The following is a 22,198-nucleotide window of genomic DNA, read 5'->3' on the forward strand; positions in this document are numbered from 1 at the left end:
GTACTGGGGCTTACAGGCTGTGAGAGAAAGAAGATAAAGTGCAAGTTATGAAAGTGGGTATAGGCGTGCCTGAATCCCATTTTGAATTTAAAGCGATGAAATCATTTGAAGCGTTTGTAGAGGAGCAAACCCAAGGTAAATTGGACGTACAGATTCACTCTAGCAATCAGTTGGGTAACGACCAAGAGGTGTTGGAGTCAATTAAGCTCAATACTGTCCAAATGAATCTACCAGCTCCAGCAGTTATGGGGAATATTGTAAAAGAATTCAATATATTAGAGCTCCCATTTATTTTCCGACTGAAGACATTAAAACCAAGTTGTTGATGGGGAGGGTAAAGAGTTACTTCGTAGACTGGAAAATGCGGGCTATGTAGGCTTGGGTTATGGCAACTTTGGTTTCCGTCATGTAACCAATAGTATCAAGCCGATCACGCAACTAAGTGATTTTGAGGGTTTGAAACTGAGAACGATGCAAAACCGTTCACATCTTGATGCTTTCCGTGCATTGGGGTCGAACCCAACACCAATGCCTTTCTCTGAACTTTTCTTCATTGCAGTTAGGTACTGTTGATGGTCAAGAGAACCCTTTCACCAACATTTATTCTCAACGCCTATTTGAAGTACAGCCTTATGCATCGGATACAGGACATGTATAGCTGGGTAGTCTTCGTCGTCGGTAAGAAATTCTACGACGGCCTTTCTCCAGAGCATCAACAAATTCTTCAACAAGGTGCTGACTTAGCGAAAGAAGAAATGCGTTCTGCAGTACGTTTGCAAGATGAAGAATCACTACAAAAGATGATCGAGTCAGGCGTTAAATTCCACAAACTTTCAGAAGCAGCGAAGCAAGAAATTCGTGAAGCGGTTGCCCTGTTGTAAAAGATCATGGTGATCAAATCGACCCTGCATTCTTTGCTGAGTTACAACAACAAGTTAACAAGCTTTCTTAATACGAACGGGGCGAGTTCTCGCCCTATTATCTGTCGATTATATCGAGATTCGTTATGTCTAAATTGTCAAAAGTCTTTGTGAGGAATTTGAAGAATACTTAAGTGTGGCGTTATTTCTTGCGCTAATCATTCTGTGTCTTCTTCAGATTTTATTCCGCTTTGTATTCAACTTTTCTTTGTCTTGGACAGAAGAGTTAGCTCGCTATGTATTTATCGCTTTGGTTTATGCAGCTTCATCACTCGCAGTAATTAAAGGTGCTCATGTTCGGGTTGAGATCATTGATAACTTTGTAAAAGGCAACCAAGTATTACCTAGACCAAGTAATTGAAGCCTCTTGTGCGTTTATGATTTACGTGGGAATTTATGGTGTTGAAATTACTGTCGAAGCTTTGCGTGTATCGCAGGTTACACCTGCTTTAGGTTGGCAGATTGGTTGGGTTTATATGATTGTCCCAGTCTTTTCTTTCTAATTTCTTTACGTCTAATTCAGCGTATGTATCAACGTTATCAAAATCGTGATGCGCTGATTGTGAGCCAGAACGATTCGGAGGTTCAGTAATGTTTTCATTTGGTATAACCATGTTGATTTTCGTAGCATTACTGTTTGTCGGTATGCCGATTGCGATCTGTATCGGTATGTCGACCCTCGCTGCGCTGTTAATGAATGATATTTCCGGCGGATTTATTGCTCAGATCTCATTTTCAGGTTTGGACTCATTTACCTATTTAGCCATTCCTATGTTTATTATGGCTGGTTTCGTTATGGAAACTGGTGGTTTGTCACGTCGTATTGTAGGTTTCGCATCAACATTAGTCGGCCGAACAACAGGTGGTCTTGGTATTGTAACGGTTATCGCATGTATGTTCTTTGCTGCGATTTCAGGGTCTTCACCAGCAACCGTGGCGGCGATCGGTTCGATGATGGTGCCTTCGATGATCGAGAAAGGTTATAACCGCCACTTCGCAGGTGCGCTAACCGCCTCGGCAGGCTCCTTAGGTATTCTGATTCCACCATCAATTCCAATGATTATCTATGCTGTAACTGCAGAAATCTCCATTGGTGACATGTTCTGCCGGTTTTATTCCAGGAGGAATGGTTGGTCTCGGTCTTATTTTAACAGTATATCTAATTGCAAAAACGTGGTTATGTCGGCATGGCTGAAAAGTTTGACAGTAAGAAAGTATGGTCGGCTTTTGGGATGCAAAATGGGCTTTATTAACGCCAGTAATTATTTTGGTGGTATTTATTCAGGTGTGTTTACTGCAACTGAAGCGGCTTTTATTACTGTTATTTACACTTTAGTTGTTAGCCTATTTGTTCATAAAGAAATCACGCTTAAAGATATTCGCCCAATCGTAGTTAAATCCGCGATAACAACAGGCTGTGTAATCATTCTCGGCTTTGCTACGGCATTTGCGCGTTATTTAACAATGAGCCAAATCCCTCAGATGATTGGTGAAGCTATTCTTCAAGTTACAGACAACCCAACAATCATTCTGTTAATTTTCGTGGCATTGATCATGTTCACAGGTCTGTTTATTGAGACCGCAGCACAGATCCTAATCTATACCTCTATTCTTACCAATTTTGGTTCAATTGGGTATTAGTCCTACCACTTCGGTATCATTTGATTGTAGGTACTGAGCTTGCGCTTATCACGCCACCAGTTGGGTTAACTTGTTTGTGGCAAAAGGCATAACTGGTTCTTCAATGGTTCAGTTATCTCGTGCAGTTGTGCCTTTCCTTATCAGTATGTTGTTAGTTCAAATTGCTTTGGTTTTCTTACCAAGCGTTATCACCTTTCTACCAGATTTAGCTAAATAGAGTAGTATGAAAATTGTGTTATGAAACATTTTTAGTCCCACCACGCTGGTGTTTTTGAAACTAGAAACAGATACAGGTTTAGTTGGCTGGGTGAGCCAGTTCTTGAAGGGCGAGCACATACCGTGCAAGCGGCTGTCGATGAGTTGATGGATTACGTTATCGGTAAAGACCCTCGTGATATCGAAGATATATGGAATGTACTATATCGCTCAACATTTTATCGTGGTGGTCCTGTTTTGATGAGTGCCTTGTCTGGTATTGATCAAGCTCTTTGGGACATTAAAGGTAAGACCTGAACGTACCTGTTTATCAGCTACTAGGTGGGAAATGCAGATTCTATTCGTACTTATTCATGGATTGGTGGTGACCGTCCAGATGATGTTGCTCGTATGGCCAAAGAACGTATGGAATTAGGTTTTACTGCGATAAAAATGAATGGCACTGAAGAGTTAAACTTTATTGATGATTACAGCAAAGTAGATGCGGTTCTTGAGCGTGTGCAAGCTGTACGTGATGCGACGCACAAGGATATGGGTATCGGTATCGATTTTCATGGGCGTGTACATAAAGGTATGGCAAAAGTCTTGATGCGTGAACTAGAGCCTATGCGACCAATGTTTGTTGAAGAACCTGTATTGCCGGAACATTTAGATGCGATTCATGAAATTGCTCAATATGGTGCGATTCCTATTGCTACAGGTGAGCGTATGTTTAGCCGTTGGGATTTCAAAACGCTACTACAGCGTGGTGGGTTGATATCATTCAGCCAGACCTTTCTCATGCTGGTGGTATTACTGAAGTTAAAAAATTGCGGCTATGGCAGAAGCATTCGATGTTGCATTAGCACCACATTGTCCGCTTGGGCCTGTAGCTCTTTCTTCATGTATTCAGGTAGATGCTGTTTCACTAAATGCTGTGATTCAAGAGCAAAGCATAGGTATTCACTATAATCAGGGCTGTGATGTTCTAGATTATGTGAGAAACAAAGAAGTATTCACCTTTAAAGAGGGTATTGCGAGCTACCAACAGGCCCAGGCTTAGGCGTCGATATTGATGAAGAGTTCCTGCGCGAAATGACCAAAGAGGGACATCGTTGGCGCAATCCTGTATGGCGTCACAAAGATGGCTCATTTGCGGAGTGGTAATTATGGCTAACTGTGGAAACTGCGGCAACTGTGGCTCTCACTTTAGCTCAATTCTACAGGGCGATGACGGTGCGCTAAAACGCGCACTGTATAAATCGATGGGTCACACGGATAGTGACCTTCGAAAACCTGTTATCGCTGTTGTAAATAGCTACACCAATGCCACACCAGGTCACGTGAACTTAAATGATGTCGCCAAACAAGTAATAGATGGGGTACGTGAAGCCGGTGGTGTACCGATGATGTTTGGCACTATTGCACCATGCGATGGTATCGCAGAGGGGCATCTTGGAATGCGCTATATTCTTGCAGCTCGAGAAGTGATCACCGCATCTATCGAAATTATGGTGAGGGCTCATCGATTTGATGGCATGGTGTTGCTTGGATCTTGCGATAAAATTGTACCAGGAATGCTAATGGCGGCGGCTCGTTTGGATATTCCAGCGATTCTAGTCAATGGTGGTCCGATGTATCCAGCAGAATATCAAGGTAAGCATTGGGATGGAAACATCGTTACCGAAGCGATTGGCTGGAAGCAACGCGGTGAAATCAGTGAAGAAGAGTTTCGTCATATTGAAGATATCGCAGAGCCAGGGCCTGGTTCATGCACAATGTACGGAACAGCCAATACAATGTCTTGCCTTGCTGAATCATTAGGTATGAGTTTACCACAGACATCAACCATTCCAGCGATTGACTCTGAACGATTCAAAGTCGGTTTTAGTGCAGGTCAGAGAGTTGTTCAACTGGTACATAATGGTACCACTGCCCGTCAAATACTAACGAAAAAGCGATTCACAACGCGATGTGTACATTGCTAGCTACAGGGGATCGACAAATGCAATTTTGCACCTTCAAGCAATTCACTATGAAGCGGGCTTAGGTAATTTATCTTTGAGTGAATTTGATAAATTAAGTCGCAAAATTCCATTGTTAGCGGCTATTTATCCTGCTTCTGAGTACGACATGATTGATTTCCATCGCCGGCGGCATTGCTGCGGTTGAAAAGCAGTTGGCGAGTCAATTGGAGCTTGATGCACTCACTGTTGCTGGTACTAAAGCGCAAGCATTGGATCAGGTAACATTATTAGATGAAAATCCAGTTATCAGTCCTCTTGATAAGCCGATAAAACCCGATGCAGGCGTTGCAGTTTTGAATGGTAATATTTCGCCATTAGGTGCAGTTATCAAACCAGCAGCAGTTCCGGCTCATATGTATGAATTTCAGGGCCTGCGATTGTGTTTGACTCTGAACAAGAAGCGATCGATCGTATTCAACAAGGAGGCATTGAAAAGGAAGCGTACTCGTTTTACGTTATGAAGGGCCTAAGGGTGGTCCGGGAATGCCAGAAATGTATAAGCCAATGAAATTTTTGGAAGGAATGGCTTTGTCAAATGATTGTGCGTTGATTACTGATGGGCGTTTCTCTGGGTCGAATCGAGGTTTGTTTGTGGGGCATATTTCACCAGAAGCGGCAGATGGTGGTGTAATAGGTCTGATAAAAGATGGCGATCAAATCAAAATAAACATTTCAGAACGAACTCTTAGTCTATTGGTAGATGAAGCAGAAATTCAGAATCGATATACCGAATGGAAACCGCTGACAAAACAAGTTCCATCGGGCTTTCTAAATCTTTACCGTGAGCGCGCTGCGTCTGCAGTGAGGGGCAGTATTACGATGAATAAAGTATATCTTCCCGAAGAATTGGCAGGAGTTAACCCGATTGCAGCAATGCCATTCACTGTTGATGGTCATGTTGACTTAGTCTCGTTTACCAACATGATTAATCATTTAGTTAATACAGGTTGTAATGGTATTACTCTGTTTGGAATCGCGAGTGAGTTCTACAAATTAACAGAAAGAGAAAGAGCAACTTGCTAGTCTCTTTGTTCAATTGTTGCCAATAGCCCTGTATATAGCTGCATTTCAGTCACTGATCATGCGACAGAGGTTGCGATAGAGAGGCTAAATTTTATCAGCAGCTTGGAGTAATTGTTTAATGTTACTTCCTCCGTTCTTCCTGAAACCTACGACGGAGCAAATTGTCCATCATATTTGTGCCGTGCTAGATGCGGTAACAATTCCGGTGTTAGTTCAGTATGCACCAGGCGAAACAGGACTGGATATTCCCCTCAAGCAATGGCCGAAATCAGTGTCGTTATCCTCATGCGGTATTTAAAATTGAGTGTAATCCTCCAGTTGAGTATTGCCGAGAGTTATTGCGCTACAAACCAGATTCGGTAATTTTAAACGGATATGCAGGTCTGTATATGATGGACATGTTGGATGTTGGCGGGAAGGGGTAATGCCGGGATGTTCTTTTACTGAAATATATAGAAATATATCGTTTATATCAAAAGGTGAGGTAGAACAAGCTAAGCAATTGCATGCTAACTTACTTAACTTTATTCAGCGCTGGATGAGTCACTGTGAGTATATTATTAAAGTAGAAAAACAGATCTTAGCGACACGCGGGATTATTAGTCATAATTATTGCCGTCTGCCGAGTTTTGATGTGGGTGAGAATCAAATAGAAGTTGATGAATTTATGATACTTTTGGAAGTATCTTAAATAATTTATCTATTTTATTAAAAGCTAGGTCACGATGCCTAGCTTTTGCGTTTTGGTCCTAATTCAACGCATTAACCGCATCCTTTGGCGCGAGGTTAAATTGGCGTTTAAACTCGCGGCTAAATTGCGCCACACTGGCGTAACCAACCAAATCGGCAGCTTCATTAACCCGTTTGCCTTCAAAGCAAATTAGCTCTCGGCCTTTATTGAGACGCACTTTTTTGATGTATTGAATCGGTGACTCGAGCGTGACATTACGAAACGCAGTATGAAAGGAAGAAATACTCATATTGGCTGCGGCAGCCAAGTCCGAAACATTAAGCGCACTCGGGTAATTGGTGTGAATTTCTTCAAGCACAGAGGCAATTCGCCCATAGCGACCTTCTTGGTCTGCGAGGGTGAATAGTGTGTCACCGCTGTTACTCATAAGGGTAAAGAAGATCACTTCTTCAAGTAGCGCCTGGCCTAAAATTTCAGCTTGTAAATCATCGCATAATGCTTCCAGTAGACGCTCGCAAGCACATTTTAATTTGGCATCAATCGGTTCTCGGCGAATGCTCATTTCAAAATTTGGCGGACTAAAGTTGCGCTCTGGATAGCGGTGTTTAATTTTACCCACTAGCTTTTGTAATAGTGCCATGGGAATTTCGATCCCAAGGCCCAGTAGTGGTTCATCATGACTAGGGAAGGCCTCGCACTCAACAGGCATTGGCACTCCCATCACTAAGCAATCGCCTTCACCATAAGGAATGCGTTGACCTCCGGCATAAATCGCCTTATGTCCTTGACCCAAAATAATGATGCCGGACTTATACATCATTGAGTGGCGAGGATGACCTTTCTTACTGCGATAAAAACGTACATGTTCGATATTGGTTGCTCTATCTCCCTCATAATCATGAAGATTATTGATTTCGACATAGCGTTGCATAAGAAACTTAAGTGACATCGGCAATCCCAACGTGAGTTTTGTAGAAATAGGCATGTTATTTGGAGTAATCGACCTTTTGAAGTCGAAGATTGAATACTATTATGCATATGTCTCGACGAAGTTGAATTTAAAATATACTCAAGTGACTTCAAGATGCAGGATTCAGAGCATTGTTACTGCTTTGAGTTTAAGGAAAACTACGAAGCGAAATAGCCATCTATTTTCGAGTAGTTTGACGCAAAAATCGAGGCAGTAACTTGCTCCCCAAGGGCGAGTTGACTTGGCTCGTATACGTCGTTAACGATTTTTGATTTAGAACCACTAGATCTTCAAATCATTGCCTTGTCTGCAATCCAAGTCATTCTCGCTGAACCACGCACCTTGAGGTTACTTGAGTATATAAATAGACATAGAGGTTACTATGAAGTTTGCTTATCAAAACCCAACACAAATTTTCTTTGGCCAAGGCCAAATCAGCAGCATTACTCAAGCAATTGATACAACTAAAAAAGTGCTGGTTATATACGGCGGTGGATCAATCAAGAAAAATGGAGTGTACGAGCAAGTTCAACAAGCGCTTCAAGGCCATCAATGGGTTGAATTCTCTGGTGTAGAAGCGAACCCAACCAAAGAAACCATGGATAAAGCGGTTGCGATCATTAAAGAGCAAGGTGTGGACTTCATTTTGGCTGTCGGCGGTGGCTCGGTGATTGATGGTGCGAAATATGCGGCAGCAGCGGCGCACTATGATGGTGATGGTTGGGATATTCTGACAGGCAAATACCAACCACAAGTAGCCACTCCACTTGGCGTAATCTTGACCTTGCCAGCAACCGGTTCTGAATCGAACGCAAACTCAGTGATCACCAAAGCGGAAACTCAACAAAAAATGGCGTTTGCTGCTGCGTGTGTGAAACCTGAATTTGCAGTGATGGACCCTGATGTGATGAAAACACTGCCAGAAAAGCAGCTAGTGAACGGTATTGTGGATGCATGGGTACATGTATGTGAGCAGTACATCACTAAAAATGCTGGCGCATTAGTGCAAGACGGTTACGCAGAAACGCTATTACGTTCATTAAAAGCACTGGGTGATAGCTACGCTGAACGTGATAACGATCTATGGCGTGCCAACCTAATGTGGACAGCGAACCAAGCGTTAAATGGCTTGATTTCAGTTGGCGTAGAGCAAGACTGGGCAACACATATGATTGGTCATGAACTTACGGCGCTATGGCATGTTGACCACGCTCGTTCACTGGCGATTGTGCAGCCATCGCTACTGCGCAACCAAATTGAATTTAAGCGTGCGAAGCTAGAGCAAATGGGTCGTAATGTGTTTGGTTTGGAAGCGGGTGATGATCTAGCTGAGCGCACCATCGATGCAATCGAAGCGTTCTACAACCAACTTGATGTGGCAACTAAGTTAACTGAACATGGTGATGACAAACAAAACGCTATCGATCTTGTGGTTGAACGTTTAGAAAACCATGGAATGACAGCGCTAACAGAAAACCAGAGCGTTACGCCAGTTGAAGTTCGTCAAATTCTGGAAAATGCTGTGGCTTAATGCCAAAGTCGATTTTTATCGCTCTTCGAATTTGAAGGCAGATAGTAAAAGACGGTCAATTGACCGTCTTTTTTTACCATTCGATGGTTGAGCCATCGAATACACGAAAACTGCCAGACCCTTCTAAAGTTAGATTCTGAGCAACACTAATAATACCTGCGACACTTTCTTGAGGCGTGAAGGTGGCACTGTCTCCACCCATGTCGGTTTGTACCCAACCCGGATGTATTGCGAGCGTTTTCACGGCTTGCTCGCGTAAGTTTTGTGCTGCGGAAACCAAAATCTGGTTAAGGGCGGCTTTAGATGTTCTGTAACTGTACATGTTGCCCGAACTGTTATCACCCAGGCTCGCCACTCGTGTTGAAATACCTATGATAGTTTTGTGCTCACTGGCTGCGACATTATCTTGTAACGCTTGAATTAATAATGCGGGAGCGACCGTATTAATAGTCAAGACTTCAAGCCATTTCGCTTGAGTCATTTCACCGAGTTTTGCGCAATCTTCACCCAGAACACCTGCATTTAAGATGAGATGATCGATCGCTTGACCTTTCAGTTGTGTTGCTAATAAATTGATCTCGTCTTCATTTGTAACGTCGAGTTTAATTAGCTTTACTTGCGGATATTCCATTGCCAATTGGCCAAGCAATTCCGCTTTTTCTGGAGTGCGGCAAGTCGCAAGCACTTGCCAGCCCATTGCGGCATACTGACGCACAAACTCTAAACCAAGACCGCGATTAGCTCCGGTAATTAAAACTGTCGACATAACTTCTCCAATGTATTACTTAGGTAAATGATCGAACATACTCGTGGCGCAAGAGTGCAGTGAAGTGAGAATGTGAGTTGGGGGTATTTCTCACCTCACTGCCACTGTGGAGCAGTTTAAAGGGTATCGTCTTGATTAGGTTGGAAAGTGGTAACTAAGTCGGCAAGATTTGATAATGTCGAATCTTGTCGAAACAATGAAGGAAAAATGCAAGGCAATCTAGCTATTCGCGTTGGGCATTTTGAGGAACACCTCTGCGAAATGGATCAATCGTTGATGGGTGAGCTCGGTCGCTGCACCACTTATCCCGGCTACCGCAACCAACTCGCCTGCCATATAAAGTGGGAAGGCCAAACAATTTAGGTTGGGCTCTGCCTGCTCTAGGTCTAAGGAATATCCTTTGATAAGCACCTGAGAAAGCTCTTTTTCTAGCTCAGGGGAAAGCGGAGTTTGTAAGCGGAATTGGCGCAATAATTCTTTATCAAAAGCCAGAAATACTTTCCCGATGGCTGATGTCGCGAGTCCTTCTCTTCGGCCACGAGGGCTGCGAATGGTTAATGGATTTTGTCTTTCAATGGCATCGAGATAAAGATACTCCTGCTCACCACTTTTGACGGCAAGATAAGCTGTGTTGTTGGTGAGTTGCGCCATTTGATTGAGTAGGCCATTAAAATGGCGGCGAATCGCTTCGTCTTTTTGCTCCAATGGTCTAGAAAGTTCTCTGAATCTTAGCCCCAAGCTGTAGCCTTGTTTGGTTCTATTAACGTATCCCAGCGCACACATGGTCGCGAGTAAACCATGAACCGTGGTTTTGTTGAGCGCGACGATTTCACTGATGTTTTGTAGCGAGAGCGACTGCTCACTGAGTGAAAGCGCTTCAAGAATTGAAAAACTTCTCTCAACAGACTGAATTCTTTTTGTTTCCTTACTCACACTAATGCCTTACATGAATGATGTTTATGAACATCGATTGAGGGTTAAAAATTGAACCGAGAATGCCTGATATTCGTAAACTGTATCTATACTTTTATCTTCTCTAGCGAAATGAATCCAGTCAACATGAAAGGGAGGTTCTCATGCACGTTACTTCTTCATTTGCTGCTTTTAACAGTAGTGACGAATTAAAGCCTTATCAGTTTGATCGCCGCGATGTTGGTGCGAAAGATGTTCAAATCGACATACTCTATTGTGGGGTCTGCCATAGTGATATTCACATGGCCCACAATGATTGGGGATTCACCCACTATCCGATCGTTCCTGGACATGAAATCATTGGTCGCGTATTGAGTGTTGGTACAGACGTAACCCAATTCAAAGCCGGTGACCTAGTTGGAGTAGGTTGCATGGTGGATTCTTGTCGTACTTGTTCGCCGTGTCAAAATCATTTGGAGCAACACTGTGAACAAGGCATGGTGATGACCTATGGCAGCCCTGATCCACATGGTGCTGATGCAATTACTCAAGGGGGCTATTCTACCCAAATCGTTGTCGATCAGCATTTTGTACTCAGTGTGTCTGAATCATTAGATATTAAGGCGGTGGCACCGCTTCTCTGCGCTGGTATCACTGTTTATTCACCACTACGCCAATGGGGAGTCAAACCCGGAGATAAAGTCGGGGTCATTGGTCTGGGTGGATTGGGGCACATGGGGTGAAACTTGCCGTTGCAATGGGTGCAGAAGTCACCATGATCACGACCTCACCTGAAAAGGGGCAAGATGCCAAAAGGCTGGGTGCAACCGATATTCTTGTCTCTAAAGATGAGGCTCAGATGTCTGCGGCAGCGGGGCGGTTTGATTTTTTACTTAATACGATTCCGGTCGCGCACAACATGGATCCTTATATCCCACTCTTGGCGTTAGGTAAAACGATGGCTGTAGTCGGGGTTGCTGTCACCGAAGTCAATACGATGGCCTTGTCGTTTGGTCGCAAAATTATCTCGGGGTCTTTGATTGGGGGGATACAAGAAACCCAAGAAATGCTCGATTTCTGCGCCAAGCATAATATTGTTTCTGACGTTGAAATGATTGATATGCAGGAGATCAATCACGCTTATGAACGCGTTATGAAGTCGGATGTGAAATACCGCTTTGTGATAGACATGCAGTCATTAAAAGGATAATCCTTGTTTGCGTTATACCTTGGCGGGAGTGTCGTTATGTCATCCCGCCATTTCAGCCGCCAAATAGTGTTCTATCTGAGATTTGATGGAGGCTAATTCAGCCAACGCTTTCTTCACGTCATTCAGTTCAGGAGCCTCTCCTTCTCGGCTTTGATGCTCGATTTTCTCTAAAACAGGGCTTACATCCGTTTCTTCAAGCACTCTCAGTGTTCCTTTTAGGCTATGGCTGAGTATAAACAGCGCCTGCCAATCCTCTGCTTGATATAACGCTTCTAGCTTTTGTTCTACATCACCAAAATCTTCAATGTAAGTCGACAAAAGAGCAAAAAGCACGTCGTTATCATCATCAAGAATGGTTTTTATTGTGGTGAAATTCAGCATATCAACTCAACGTCGTTATAAGGGATATCTAAACTTTAGAATTGGTTCTCGATAAGTGCAATATTGCATAATGCTAAATAAATTTTGCTATACACGAAGTCATCTTTTCTGCGATAAGAGCGATATACTCAAATAACCTCAGGTGCGTGGTTCAGCTCGCCCTTTGGGAGCAAGTTACTGCCTCGATTTTTGCGTCAAACTACTCGAAAATAGATGGCTATTTTCGAGTAGTTTTCCTTAAACTCAAAGCAGTAACAATGTTCTGAATCCTGCATTTTGAAGTCACTTGAGTATATGTAGCCAAGTATAATTAGCTGTTAAATTTATATATTGAAAATGTTATTGCCACTGCGCTTTCTTGGTGATATCTATCTTTGAAAATAGAACAACAACGGATTAATAAGAATGGAAGCTGAGCAGTTAGAAGTCCTTAATTTCATTAGCCAGTACCCGCCTTTTGATGAATTACCAGAAGAAAGGTTAAGAGAAATCGCCCTCAATGTTGAGGTGGCGTATTACCGAGAGGGTACAGACATACTAAAATCTGGAGACTCAATCCACGATCTTTATGTCGTTCGCAGTGGTGTTGTTGAAGTCTTTCGTCGCAAGGGTGAGCTATACAACCGTATCGATGCGGGCGGTATGTTTGGTCAGATGGGGTTGTTGATGAACAACCGTGTTCGTATGCCAGTTAAAGCCATCTCAGATACCTTGGTCTATTGCATTCCCGAGCGATTGTTTGTCGAGCTTTGTGATGAATCAGAGCATTTTGCGGATTTCATGGAGCTAGAAGATAGCGCGCGCTTACGCACTGCGGTTTCAAACTCTTCTCAGGATAATGATTTCACCACGGCAAAAGCTCGCAAGATATTGAATCGTGCGCCAATTCTATTGGAAAGCACAGCAACGATCCAAGAAGCTGCGAATTTGATGGCGGAAGAAAACGTCACCGCGCTATTAATTGTGCGCCCCGCAGAAGAAATTACTGAAGAAGATGACGACCAACTACTTGGTATTTTGACTGACCGTGACCTTTGTATTCGCGTGATTGCTCAAGGTATTGAAACGAACTTAACGGTCGGCGAAGTAATGAGTACGGACGTGGTATCGTTGGACTACAACGCTTATGTGTTTGAAGCCATGCTAACCATGTTGCGTTATAACATCCACCATCTGCCAATACTCAAAGATAAAAAACCTGTGGGTGTGATTGGTATGACGGATATCGTTCGTTACGAGTCGCAAAGCAGTTTGTTGTTAGTCAGCTCTATCTTTACTCAAACCACGGTCGATGACCTCAAGCAGGTTGCAGCGCAGGTGAAAGACTGTTTTGTACGTATGGTGAGTGAAGATGCTAACGCCCATATGGTCGGCCGCGCAATGTCAGTTATCGGCAGTAGCTTTAAACAGCGCTTAGCTGAATTGGCTGAGATTGAATTTGGTCCAGCACCTATCCCTTATTGCTTGGTAGCGATGGGTTCAATGGCCCGTGATGAGCAATTAATTGTCACTGACCAAGATAACGCTTTGATCCTTGATAACACCTATGACGAAAAGCTGCATGGTGAATATTTTGAGCAATTTGCTAAATTTGTGTGTGATGGTTTAGCGGCTTGCGGCTACTCATATTGCACTGGTGGCATCATGGCAACCAACCCAGAATGGCGCAAAACTCGCGCTGAATGGGAAGAATGTTTTGGCAACTGGATTGACAATCCAAACCCGGAACGTTTACTCAATAGCTCGATTTTCTTTGATTTATTGGGCGTTTATGGCCGTGTTAAATGGGCAGAGCATTTGAGCAGTTTTATTGTCCGCCGAGCGAAACGTAACAATCGTTTCTTAGCTGCGATGGCCTATAACGCTATTCGTCGTACACCGCCATTAGGCTTCTTTAAAGACTTCGTAATGGAAAAAGATGGTGGTCATAAAAACTCCATCAACCTTAAACGTCGCGGCACCGCACCAATGGCAGACTTAATTCGTGTGCATGCCTTGGCGATTGGTTCACGTGCGCAAAACTCTTTCGAACGTTTAGATGACATTAATGACGCCGGCATTCTACCTAAAGGTCGTGGTATAGATTTAAAAGATGCGATGGAGCTGATCTATATGGTGCGAATTCGCCACCAGGCGTTAGATATTGAAAATGGCGATGAGCCTGACAATAACATCGAACCAGAGCATATGTCTGACTTTGAGCGTCGTAATTTAAAAGCGGCATTCCAAATTCTAAGCAATGCTCAGAGCTTTATTAAGTTCCGTTATCAACGAAGCAGCACTAAGTGAGGCTGATAATGGCTAATAAGGAGCTAGTATGCTGATTGATACATCTATGGTGCCGAATTGGACCGCTCGTTTCGAGCATTTAGCGGAAACAGCGAAAGATCAACGCCTCAAGGATTTTTATGCCAAGGGGGCAGCCCTGAGCAGCACCCCTCTTAATGAAGTAGAGTTTGTTTCGGTAGATTTTGAAACGACCGGCTTAGATGCGCAAAATGATGCCATTTTGACTATTGGACTAGTGCCATTCACGTTAAATCGTATCTATTGCCGTGGTTCTGCTCATTGGGTGGTCAACCCGAATCGAGAACTCAACGAAGAGTCGGTCGTGATTCATGGTATTACCGATTCTGAAGTTAAAAATGCCCCCCAACTTGAGCAGATATTGGAGTCCGTGTTGCAAGCACTGGCTGGCAAAATTGTGGTAGTGCATTACAAAAATATTGAGCGCAATTTCTTTAATCAAGCGCTGCTCAATTGTATCGGGGAGGGGATTGAATTTCCTGTTGTGGATACGCTAGATATTGAGTATGCGATTGAGAGAGAGAAGTGTAAGGGATTGATAAATTGGATTAAACGTAAAAAGCCAGGCTCGGTGCGTTTGGGTAAAGCTCGTGAACGTTATGGTTTGCCAGCATATCAGCCTCATCATGCATTAACTGATGCGTTAGCAACGGCAGAACTTTTGCAAGCGCAAATAAAACATCACTTTGCGGATGACGCGACACTTTCGGTAGTTTTGCAGTAAATCTGTTATTTACAGGTAAAAAATAAGTGCATTATTTTGTGTTTGCACTTATCATTTTTGCGTGTCACAGCGATGTGATATGTAAGTAGTTTCATTATTTTCGGGTGATGGGATCATTAAGAACCCATTGCTCTAATAACAAGAATAATAAAACTTTATAAATGGTCACGTTTTTGAAGGAGATATTACGTGAGCACTGAAAATGAAAATAATGGTGGTATCCAACGTCCTGATGGCAAGGTAAACGCAATCGACACTGATTACCAAATCGGTCAAGATAACGTAGCACTAAAAGTTGGTCCATTCGGTTTAGATATTCACAACCGTGTATTTGCCATCTCTGGCATGGCGATAATCCTCTTTGTCGTATTTACACTTCTTTTTAGACAGCAAGTAGAACCGTTTTTTGCGGGGCTGCGTAACTGGCTAACCTCCAACTTAGACTGGTTCTTTATTGGCTCTGGCAACATTTTTGTATTTATCTGTTTGATCCTAATTTTTACCCCTTTAGGTCGTGTAAGAATTGGTGGTACAGAGGCACAACCAGACTACAGTTATGCGGGATGGCTAGCGATGCTTTTCGCTGCTGGTATGGGTATCGGTTTGGTGTTCTTTGGCGTATCAGAGCCAATGACGCACTTTAGTACAGCATTAGGCGGTGTTACTGTCGAAAATGGCATGCGTACTGACTGGGCTCCGTTAGGTGGTGCTGCTGGTGATACTGATGCTGCTTCAGCACTGGGTATGGCGGCGACTATTTATCACTGGGCATTACACCCTTGGTCAATTTACGCTTTGTTAGCGCTAGGTTTAGCAATTTTCACCTTTAACAAGGGCTTACCTCTAACGATGCGTTCAATCTTCTACCCGCTATTTGGTGAGCGAGTATGGGGTTGGACTGGTCATATCATCGATATTCTTGCGATTGTTGCGACGGTATTTGGTCTAGCAACATCACTTGGCTACGGTGCATCGCAAGCGGCAACAGGTCTAAACTACTTGTTTGGCGTACCGATGACAGATACCACACAAATTGTGCTGATTGTTATCATTACGGCGCTTGCTCTGATTTCAGTTGTCGCAGGCTTAGATAGCGGTGTTAAACGTCTATCTGAGATCAACATGGGCGTGGCAGCATTACTGCTATTGTTCGTTGTAGTGGTTGGTCCGACATTGGCGATCTTCACTGGTTTCTTCGAGAATATTGGTGCGTACTTAGCAAATATTCCAGCATTGTCGATGCCGTTTGCGCGTGAAGACGTCAATTACTCACAAGGTTGGACTGCATTCTACTGGGCTTGGTGGATCTCATGGTCACCATTTGTCGGTATGTTTATTGCGCGCGTATCTCGTGGCCGTTCAGTTCGTGAGTTTGTAATTTGTGTCATTCTTATTCCATCAACGGTTTGTATCTTCTGGATGACAGCATTCGGTGGTACAGCGATCAGCCAATACGTCAATGATGGCTATCAAGCTGTGTTTAATGCTGATCTACCATTAAAGCTGTTTATGATGTTAGACGTGATGCCGATGGCTGAAATTACTTCGATTGTGGGTATTGTCCTCATCGTCGTGTTCTTCATTACATCTGCTGACTCAGGTTCTTTGGTTATCGATACTATCGCTGCTGGCGGTAAAGTTGATGCACCAACACCACAACGTGTGTTCTGGTGTACATTTGAAGGTCTAGTCGCGATTGCACTATTGCTAGGTGGCGGTTTGGCGGCAGCTCAGGCAATGGCCGTAACAACTGGTCTACCATTTACCATCGTATTGCTGGTGGCTTCAGTATCACTATTGAAGGGCTTGATGGATGAACCAAGACCGAAAGTGAAGAAAGACAAAAAAGCAGCTGCGTAATAGAAACGAATATGTAGATGTCAAAAGAGCCGCTAAAAGCGGCTCTTTTTTATCCGTAGGTCAAGCAAAACTACGGAATTCCAGATGACAAGCAAAGGTGTATCTAATAATTTTGTGTTGAGTTTGTGTTAACTCTGTATCTTTAAATTACTACCTTATAGCCACGTTGTAAAACATCAATCATGAATTAGTATTAATTCGGCATCTAAAAATATTGAAAAGCGATTGCCATCTCGTTAAGTGTTAATTGATAAGCATCACATTTACATATTGGCGTGCTACATGTTAAGTGTGTGGTGGTTTTATTTTGCTTTAGTGTAGCACTAAATGTCTAGATGCAGTATTCAGCTAGTTTTTAGATGTACTTTTCTAAGATCGAATAAAGTTTATCTTTTTTAAGTGGCTTCGCTAGGTAGTCATCCATACCAACTTCAAGGCAGCGTTTTATGTCTTGATCCAACACACTTGCAGTTAACGCGACAATTGGCGTGGACGGGAGGTTATTCTGACGCTCGTGATTGCGAATTTCTTGGGTCGCGGTAAATCCATCCATTTCCGGCATCATGCAATCCATAAGTAGCATCTGATATCTCTCACCTTGCTTGATTCTATTGAGAGCCTCTAGTCCATTGTTTGCTATTTCATATTCATAGTGCGCCTTTTTGAGAAATAGCGAGACAACTTGCTGGTTGACACTATTGTCCTCAACGATAAGCACACGTCCGTTTCTGTTTGGTTCAACATTCGGATTTTGAACTTTTGCGCTGTAATGAAGCATACGTTCCCGTAGCGCTTCTTTAGATTGCGTTATGGTTTCAATCAAGCGCGACCCTAGAATTGGATATTTAATTATACCGTCCACTTTATCTTCATCATTGAAACCAACGCAGAAGAAGGTCTGGATGATGATAATAGGTGTTGATGGAGACAGAGCATGCAGTTTGTTGATGTGAGCGAGCGTAGTTTGATCATTACTATGAAACAGGAAGAAAATATCGGCGTCGACGCTATGGGCGATGTCACTAACGTGTGTGACCTTTTTAATGCCATAAAATAGCAGAGATTGCTCAACGTCATCACGGATTTGTTGATGCTCACAGATAACACAGACATGTTCGGCAACGGTTGCTTGCTTGCGAGGAATTCGGTCTAGGACTTCAACAGGAAGTGTAAAATAGAAACGGCTACCGACACCTTTTTGAGACTCAACTTTAAGTTGGCCGCCCATCAAATCGACGAGCTGGGTACTAATACTCAAGCCAAGCCCAGTTCCTCCAAAATTACGAGTCGTCGAGCTATCTTCTTGCTTAAATGGTTTGAATATATCTTCGAGTTTACTTTGCTCGATACCTATACCCGTATCACGCACAGAGAATGTCAATTCACAATCTCTCCCCACCATACGCGTTTCAATGGAGAGTGTGACTTTACCTTCACTGGTGAACTTGACTGCATTTGACACTAAGTTCATAAGAATTTGTCTCAAACGATGCTCATCAAGTTTGACCTGGAACGGGACATCAGGCGCGATGTCCACATTGAGCTGCACGTTATTTTCAGTCGCTTTTGCTGCGATCATCGCTGCTGTGTCGTACACGACATCACGAACATCGGATGGATAAGGGGTGATTTCAATGTGACCAGATTCGATCTTGGAAAGATCGAGTATGTCATTAATCAGCATCAGAAGAGTTTGTGACGAAGTGTCGATTGCGTGTAGGTAGTCACGCTGATTTGGCGTCAAGGTGGTGTCAGATATAATCTGCGCCATACCAATAATGCCATTTAGTGGGGTGCGAATTTCATGTGACATATTCGCAAGGAAAGTACTTTTTGCTTTATTGGTTATGTTAGCTTGCTCTTCAGATTCAACGAGCTTTTTCTCTAACCGAGCAATCGACCAAGTGGCGTAACCTAAGATAAGGGCTAAAGTGGCAACCAATGCGATGATGAGTGTATGTAGATTGCTATCGATGGCTTCAAGTTTAGATTTGATTGCGATAGGAATTTGCTGATGAAGTTTGGCAAGATCATTCTCGACATCATGTATTTCTGAACGTAATGCGCCATGTAAACCGGAATTATGGTCGTAGCCAATGGTTTGATAGGCTAATTGCAGCTGGTTGAACTTTTGCTGAAAAGCGAGCACACGTGCTTTTACTTGAGCATTGTCATTGGCGGATAAAAAGGTGAGTTCAAACAGTTGGTTTTGTGCTTTTACTAAGTACTCGGGATTGAACGTGCGGAAAAAGTAATAGCTACTCTCTTGAATATCCAAAATGACCTGTTTGTATGCAGGATTTGAATTATTGAGCATCACTTTTTCTAAGTCAAACCAAGTATTTTTAAAATCTTCAATCAATCCAGATTTGTTCGTACCTTCAATGAGAATGGTTTGCTCGGCAAGTCGATTGAATGTTTCACTGTATTTATTAAGAGAGCGAATAATATCTTGCGACGAGTATAGGTAGTCAAGTTGATGCTTTTGCGCTAACTGATTAATAGCAACAAAGCTTTGTTTAAGTTGCTGTATTTGATCAGATGTTTTCGAAATATATTTGTTATCAACTCGGCTAAGGAAGTCTTTTTCACTGCGACGGATCTGCAGCATTTTGATTTTCGAATCGGAAATCTCACTCTGAAGTTGCCTCAGCTCAGATTCAAGCGTCTTATAGTGATGGTTGAGCGCGGCAAAGCTAATCACTAGCCCTAAAATTAAGGTACTTGCCAGAATAATTTGAAAGCGAATGGATTGTTTCAGTTTTGCCATGACGTTGATTCTTATATTTTGTTTATTAATCAAAGCCTAGCTTAAGTTTGCCGAAGTGCTAACTTTCGGTCGTTGTTAATGTTCAAATTGATGCATCAGTGAAGACTAGCAGTCATCGTCAACCAAGCGATATTGTATATTGCCAGAAGTGTTATCAGGGTAATAAACTTCGAAGTAGCATTTGTTACGGTCGTTCAGTGTCGCGTTTTTGTAACCGATCAAAAAGTAAGGTTCGCTTGGACTATCGACGCCGTACCATTTTCTTACGATGAAGTCTTCTCCCATCCCTGCGAGTGCATTGGCGTCTGTGACGAATTTGATTAAGCCATAATGACCCGCTAAATCATCAATGCCATCGTTGTTAATATCGATATTCTTGATGTTACTGCTTTGGCTTTCCTCGTTCTGTAATAGCGCTTTCGTGTAAACCTCCATATTAATAGTCGCTAGTGCGTCTTTTGCTCCTCTTAATGCCGCTACTTTCGCGTCTTTTTTAAAAGAGAAATAGGTATAGGAAGCGCTGGCAGCAAGTATGGCAATGATCAAAATGGCACATAGCATCTCAATAAGTGTGAATCCACTACCTTTGAAAGGAAATGGAAGATGCTGAGAAGGGCGAATGTAGCGAAGTGAAGACATCGTAGTCTGTTTTATTGGATATATGTACGGCAATTAGAGTGGAATGCTCATAGAGAGTCTACGTCACATGGATGACTACACGATCAAATACACACTTATTTGCGTATGGCATTGCATTGCGACTTGGAGAAGAATGAGATTTTTTATTTTGGAATAGACGAGTTTTTGTTTACGAAAGTTCACTACAAAATTTGACGATTAGTAGGTGCACCATTTACTCACTGTTTGAATAAAGTTAAGCGTTATAAATGGTTTAAATGCAGATCACAATATTAACAAAATCTCTATATGTGACATTTGTCACACTATATCGTACGTCGTATATTTCACAAATAAAACCAAATAAAACAATGATTTATTTTTGTTAAATTGTTAGTAGTTGTTGTTTATTGCTAAATAATTGAAATTTTATTTCATTTTCAATTTGAAAGTTACGTTTCTATTACTAGCTTTAATTTGGGAACAAAGGAAGGACATATTTCCTAACCCAATTAACCAGTAACTAGAATATGGATATATAAAGATGAAAATGAAAAATCTAGCCATGGCAGTGGCAACCACTTTTATTGCTTCCGGTAGTGCATACGCAGCGCAAGTATATAGTGGTGATGGTACTTCTCTAGCAATTGGCGGTTATGTAGATGTTGGTGTGGGTGAATATGGTTCTACGGAAGTAGAGGTTCATCAAATTTCTCCTCGTTTGAATATTGAAGGTAAAAGAAATCGGTAACGGTGTTACAGTTGATGCCAAAGGTGAATGGGCATTAGATTACTTAGATGGTGGTGATACATCATTTACTACTCGTCTTGGTTATATTGGCGCAACGCATGAACAGGCTGGACGTTTGGTTGTCGGGACACAATGGTCTCCTTATTACGACGTTGCAGGTGTAGCTGATAAACCGATTGCGTTTGGTAATGATTTCTTATACGCAAACCAAGGAAATCTTGGCTCAGCGCGTGCAGATAGAATGGTAAGTTACCGTAATACACTGCAAGTATCTGACGACGTAGCATTCAACATTGGTGTTGGTTGGCAAGGACAACAGGAATCGACCTATGACACGTGGTCAAATAGCGATTAGCACTGAATTTGCTGGTTTTGGCTTAGGTTATGTGTATAGCGGTGGTGATGTAACCATTAGCGGTAAAGATGAAAATGCGCAATCCCACATGTTTGCTGCAAACTTTGGTAATTATGGTAAAGGTTTGTTCGCTGCTTTGGTGTACGGCAGTAACGAATACTTCTACAACTCGCTAAAGGATACAAGTCAGTATGAAGCGATTGTTGCTTTTGGTTTAGATAATGGCTTGAATATTATCGGTACTTACGAAGCAGTAGAAGACGATAAGGCGAATGAGACACAGTTTAGCCAAACCGCGCTTCAGTTTGAATACACGGTAGCTCCGGGATTCGTCACTTTTGCTGCTTATCAATTTGACTTGGGCAACGATATTGGAGCAGAAGAGAACGACCAATACTCAATTGGTGCTCGTTACTTCTTCTAATCGCTTGTTGACAACGTCTTCCTGAATAAACTCAGAGTTTGCTTTTGAGCGCAAGCTCTGAGTTTTTTACATTACTTGGTAAATTATGTTTGATTGGGCAAATCTTTGGCTAGAATGTGCCT

Annotated in this window: 23 protein-coding genes and 3 pseudogenes; 20 read left to right on the forward strand and 6 right to left on the reverse strand. The window is 42.6% G+C overall.

All coding sequences use genetic code 11. From position 1 onward, the window contains the following. Nucleotides 1-47: 47 nt before the first annotated feature. The 13 genes and pseudogenes from dctP (at nucleotide 48) to Vt282_RS20830 (ending at nucleotide 6,497) form a co-directional block, all read left to right on the forward strand. Nucleotides 48-326: a TRAP transporter substrate-binding protein DctP gene (gene dctP, locus Vt282_RS21275; RefSeq protein WP_269472653.1), complete on the forward strand. Its 279-nt coding sequence runs from the start codon at nucleotides 48-50 to the stop codon at nucleotides 324-326. A gap of 28 nt (nucleotides 327-354) precedes the next feature. After that, nucleotides 355-881 (forward strand): annotated as a pseudogene (locus Vt282_RS21280) (TRAP transporter substrate-binding protein). Nucleotides 882-1,056: 175 nt separating this feature from the next. Then, complete coding sequence (locus Vt282_RS20810; protein WP_232055270.1) at nucleotides 1,057-1,281, forward strand: TRAP transporter small permease; 225 nt, start codon at nucleotides 1,057-1,059, stop codon at nucleotides 1,279-1,281. A 251-nt stretch (nucleotides 1,282-1,532) separates the two neighbouring features. Then, complete coding sequence (locus Vt282_RS15205) at nucleotides 1,533-2,561, forward strand: TRAP transporter large permease (protein ID WP_232055271.1); 1,029 nt, start codon at nucleotides 1,533-1,535, stop codon at nucleotides 2,559-2,561. A gap of 339 nt (nucleotides 2,562-2,900) precedes the next feature. Next, the gene (locus tag Vt282_RS21920) at nucleotides 2,901-3,074 is read left to right on the forward strand and encodes a hypothetical protein (RefSeq protein ID WP_232055272.1); all 174 of its coding nucleotides are present in this window, start codon (nucleotides 2,901-2,903) and stop codon (nucleotides 3,072-3,074) included. Nucleotides 3,075-3,209: 135 nt separating this feature from the next. Next, nucleotides 3,210-3,470: pseudogene (locus Vt282_RS21925) on the forward strand (enolase C-terminal domain-like protein); the annotation flags it as partial. Between the two features lie 124 nt (nucleotides 3,471-3,594). Then, nucleotides 3,595-3,819: an enolase C-terminal domain-like protein gene (locus Vt282_RS21930; protein ID WP_462933666.1), complete on the forward strand. Its 225-nt coding sequence runs from the start codon at nucleotides 3,595-3,597 to the stop codon at nucleotides 3,817-3,819. A gap of 106 nt (nucleotides 3,820-3,925) precedes the next feature. Next, complete coding sequence (locus Vt282_RS21290; RefSeq protein WP_269472654.1) at nucleotides 3,926-4,744, forward strand: dihydroxy-acid dehydratase domain-containing protein; 819 nt, start codon at nucleotides 3,926-3,928, stop codon at nucleotides 4,742-4,744. After that, nucleotides 4,731-4,928: a dihydroxy-acid dehydratase domain-containing protein gene (locus Vt282_RS21935; protein ID WP_462933667.1), complete on the forward strand. Its 198-nt coding sequence runs from the start codon at nucleotides 4,731-4,733 to the stop codon at nucleotides 4,926-4,928. Before Vt282_RS21290 ends, Vt282_RS21935 begins: the two co-directional genes overlap by 14 nt. Beyond that, nucleotides 4,894-5,244, forward strand: coding sequence for a hypothetical protein (locus tag Vt282_RS21295; RefSeq protein WP_462933668.1), 351 nt, complete (start codon nucleotides 4,894-4,896; stop codon nucleotides 5,242-5,244). Before Vt282_RS21935 ends, Vt282_RS21295 begins: the two co-directional genes overlap by 35 nt. Nucleotides 5,245-5,266: 22 nt before the next feature. After that, nucleotides 5,267-5,806, forward strand: coding sequence for a dihydroxy-acid dehydratase domain-containing protein (locus tag Vt282_RS21300; RefSeq protein ID WP_269472655.1), 540 nt, complete (start codon nucleotides 5,267-5,269; stop codon nucleotides 5,804-5,806). 118 nt (nucleotides 5,807-5,924) lie between these two features. Continuing rightward, nucleotides 5,925-6,104: a hypothetical protein gene (locus Vt282_RS20825; protein WP_232055274.1), complete on the forward strand. Its 180-nt coding sequence runs from the start codon at nucleotides 5,925-5,927 to the stop codon at nucleotides 6,102-6,104. Nucleotides 6,105-6,230: 126 nt separating this feature from the next. Continuing rightward, the gene (locus Vt282_RS20830) at nucleotides 6,231-6,497 is read left to right on the forward strand and encodes a hypothetical protein (protein ID WP_232055275.1); all 267 of its coding nucleotides are present in this window, start codon (nucleotides 6,231-6,233) and stop codon (nucleotides 6,495-6,497) included. Nucleotides 6,498-6,555: 58 nt separating this feature from the next. On the opposite strand, the gene Vt282_RS15225 is transcribed toward Vt282_RS20830, so the two are convergent. Continuing rightward, on the reverse strand, nucleotides 6,556-7,446 hold the full coding sequence (locus Vt282_RS15225; RefSeq protein ID WP_162063921.1) for an AraC family transcriptional regulator: 891 nt from the start codon (nucleotides 7,444-7,446) through the stop codon (nucleotides 6,556-6,558). Between the two features lie 403 nt (nucleotides 7,447-7,849). On the opposite strand from Vt282_RS15225, the gene Vt282_RS15230 reads away from it, so the two are divergent. After that, nucleotides 7,850-8,998 (forward strand): iron-containing alcohol dehydrogenase, encoded by a 1,149-nt coding sequence (locus Vt282_RS15230; RefSeq protein WP_162063922.1) that lies wholly within the window; start codon nucleotides 7,850-7,852, stop codon nucleotides 8,996-8,998. Nucleotides 8,999-9,071: 73 nt separating this feature from the next. Here the strand turns inward: Vt282_RS15230 and Vt282_RS15235 are convergent, their stop codons facing one another. Both Vt282_RS15235 and Vt282_RS15240 read right to left on the reverse strand, forming a co-directional pair. Next, nucleotides 9,072-9,764: an SDR family oxidoreductase gene (locus Vt282_RS15235; RefSeq protein WP_162063923.1), complete on the reverse strand. Its 693-nt coding sequence runs from the start codon at nucleotides 9,762-9,764 to the stop codon at nucleotides 9,072-9,074. 219 nt (nucleotides 9,765-9,983) lie between these two features. Further along, the gene (locus tag Vt282_RS15240; protein ID WP_162063924.1) at nucleotides 9,984-10,697 is read right to left on the reverse strand and encodes an IclR family transcriptional regulator; all 714 of its coding nucleotides are present in this window, start codon (nucleotides 10,695-10,697) and stop codon (nucleotides 9,984-9,986) included. A gap of 143 nt (nucleotides 10,698-10,840) precedes the next feature. On the opposite strand from Vt282_RS15240, the gene Vt282_RS21770 reads away from it, so the two are divergent. Both Vt282_RS21770 and Vt282_RS21775 read left to right on the forward strand, forming a co-directional pair. Continuing rightward, nucleotides 10,841-11,419: an alcohol dehydrogenase catalytic domain-containing protein gene (locus tag Vt282_RS21770; protein ID WP_269472656.1), complete on the forward strand. Its 579-nt coding sequence runs from the start codon at nucleotides 10,841-10,843 to the stop codon at nucleotides 11,417-11,419. Further along, nucleotides 11,416-11,886, forward strand: a complete 471-nt coding sequence (locus tag Vt282_RS21775) for a zinc-binding dehydrogenase (RefSeq protein ID WP_269472657.1) — start codon at nucleotides 11,416-11,418, stop codon at nucleotides 11,884-11,886. Before Vt282_RS21770 ends, Vt282_RS21775 begins: the two co-directional genes overlap by 4 nt. A 39-nt stretch (nucleotides 11,887-11,925) precedes the next feature. Here Vt282_RS21775 and Vt282_RS15250 read toward each other — a convergent pair whose 3' ends face one another. After that, entirely contained in the window at nucleotides 11,926-12,267 is a 342-nt protein-coding gene (locus tag Vt282_RS15250) for an Hpt domain-containing protein (protein ID WP_162063925.1), read from the reverse strand. A gap of 405 nt (nucleotides 12,268-12,672) precedes the next feature. On the opposite strand from Vt282_RS15250, the gene Vt282_RS15255 reads away from it, so the two are divergent. The 3 genes from Vt282_RS15255 (at nucleotide 12,673) to Vt282_RS15265 (ending at nucleotide 17,158) form a co-directional block, all read left to right on the forward strand. After that, nucleotides 12,673-14,556: a DUF294 nucleotidyltransferase-like domain-containing protein gene (locus tag Vt282_RS15255; RefSeq protein WP_162047908.1), complete on the forward strand. Its 1,884-nt coding sequence runs from the start codon at nucleotides 12,673-12,675 to the stop codon at nucleotides 14,554-14,556. 28 nt (nucleotides 14,557-14,584) lie between these two features. Further along, entirely contained in the window at nucleotides 14,585-15,298 is a 714-nt protein-coding gene (locus Vt282_RS15260; protein ID WP_162063926.1) for a 3'-5' exonuclease, read from the forward strand. A gap of 189 nt (nucleotides 15,299-15,487) precedes the next feature. Further along, on the forward strand, nucleotides 15,488-17,158 hold the full coding sequence (locus tag Vt282_RS15265; protein ID WP_162063927.1) for a BCCT family transporter: 1,671 nt from the start codon (nucleotides 15,488-15,490) through the stop codon (nucleotides 17,156-17,158). A 355-nt stretch (nucleotides 17,159-17,513) separates the two neighbouring features. Here Vt282_RS15265 and Vt282_RS15270 read toward each other — a convergent pair whose 3' ends face one another. Continuing rightward, nucleotides 17,514-19,928: an ATP-binding protein gene (locus Vt282_RS15270; RefSeq protein WP_162063928.1), complete on the reverse strand. Its 2,415-nt coding sequence runs from the start codon at nucleotides 19,926-19,928 to the stop codon at nucleotides 17,514-17,516. Between the two features lie 105 nt (nucleotides 19,929-20,033). Continuing rightward, nucleotides 20,034-20,567, reverse strand: coding sequence for a prepilin-type N-terminal cleavage/methylation domain-containing protein (locus tag Vt282_RS15275; protein ID WP_162063929.1), 534 nt, complete (start codon nucleotides 20,565-20,567; stop codon nucleotides 20,034-20,036). A gap of 523 nt (nucleotides 20,568-21,090) precedes the next feature. Between Vt282_RS15275 and Vt282_RS15280 the strand changes: the two are divergent. Continuing rightward, nucleotides 21,091-22,076, forward strand: a pseudogene (locus tag Vt282_RS15280) (porin). Nucleotides 22,077-22,198: the final 122 nt, after the last annotated feature.

The organism is Vibrio taketomensis (assembly GCF_009938165.1).
GTDB classification, from domain to species: Bacteria; Pseudomonadota; Gammaproteobacteria; order Enterobacterales; family Vibrionaceae; genus Vibrio; species Vibrio taketomensis.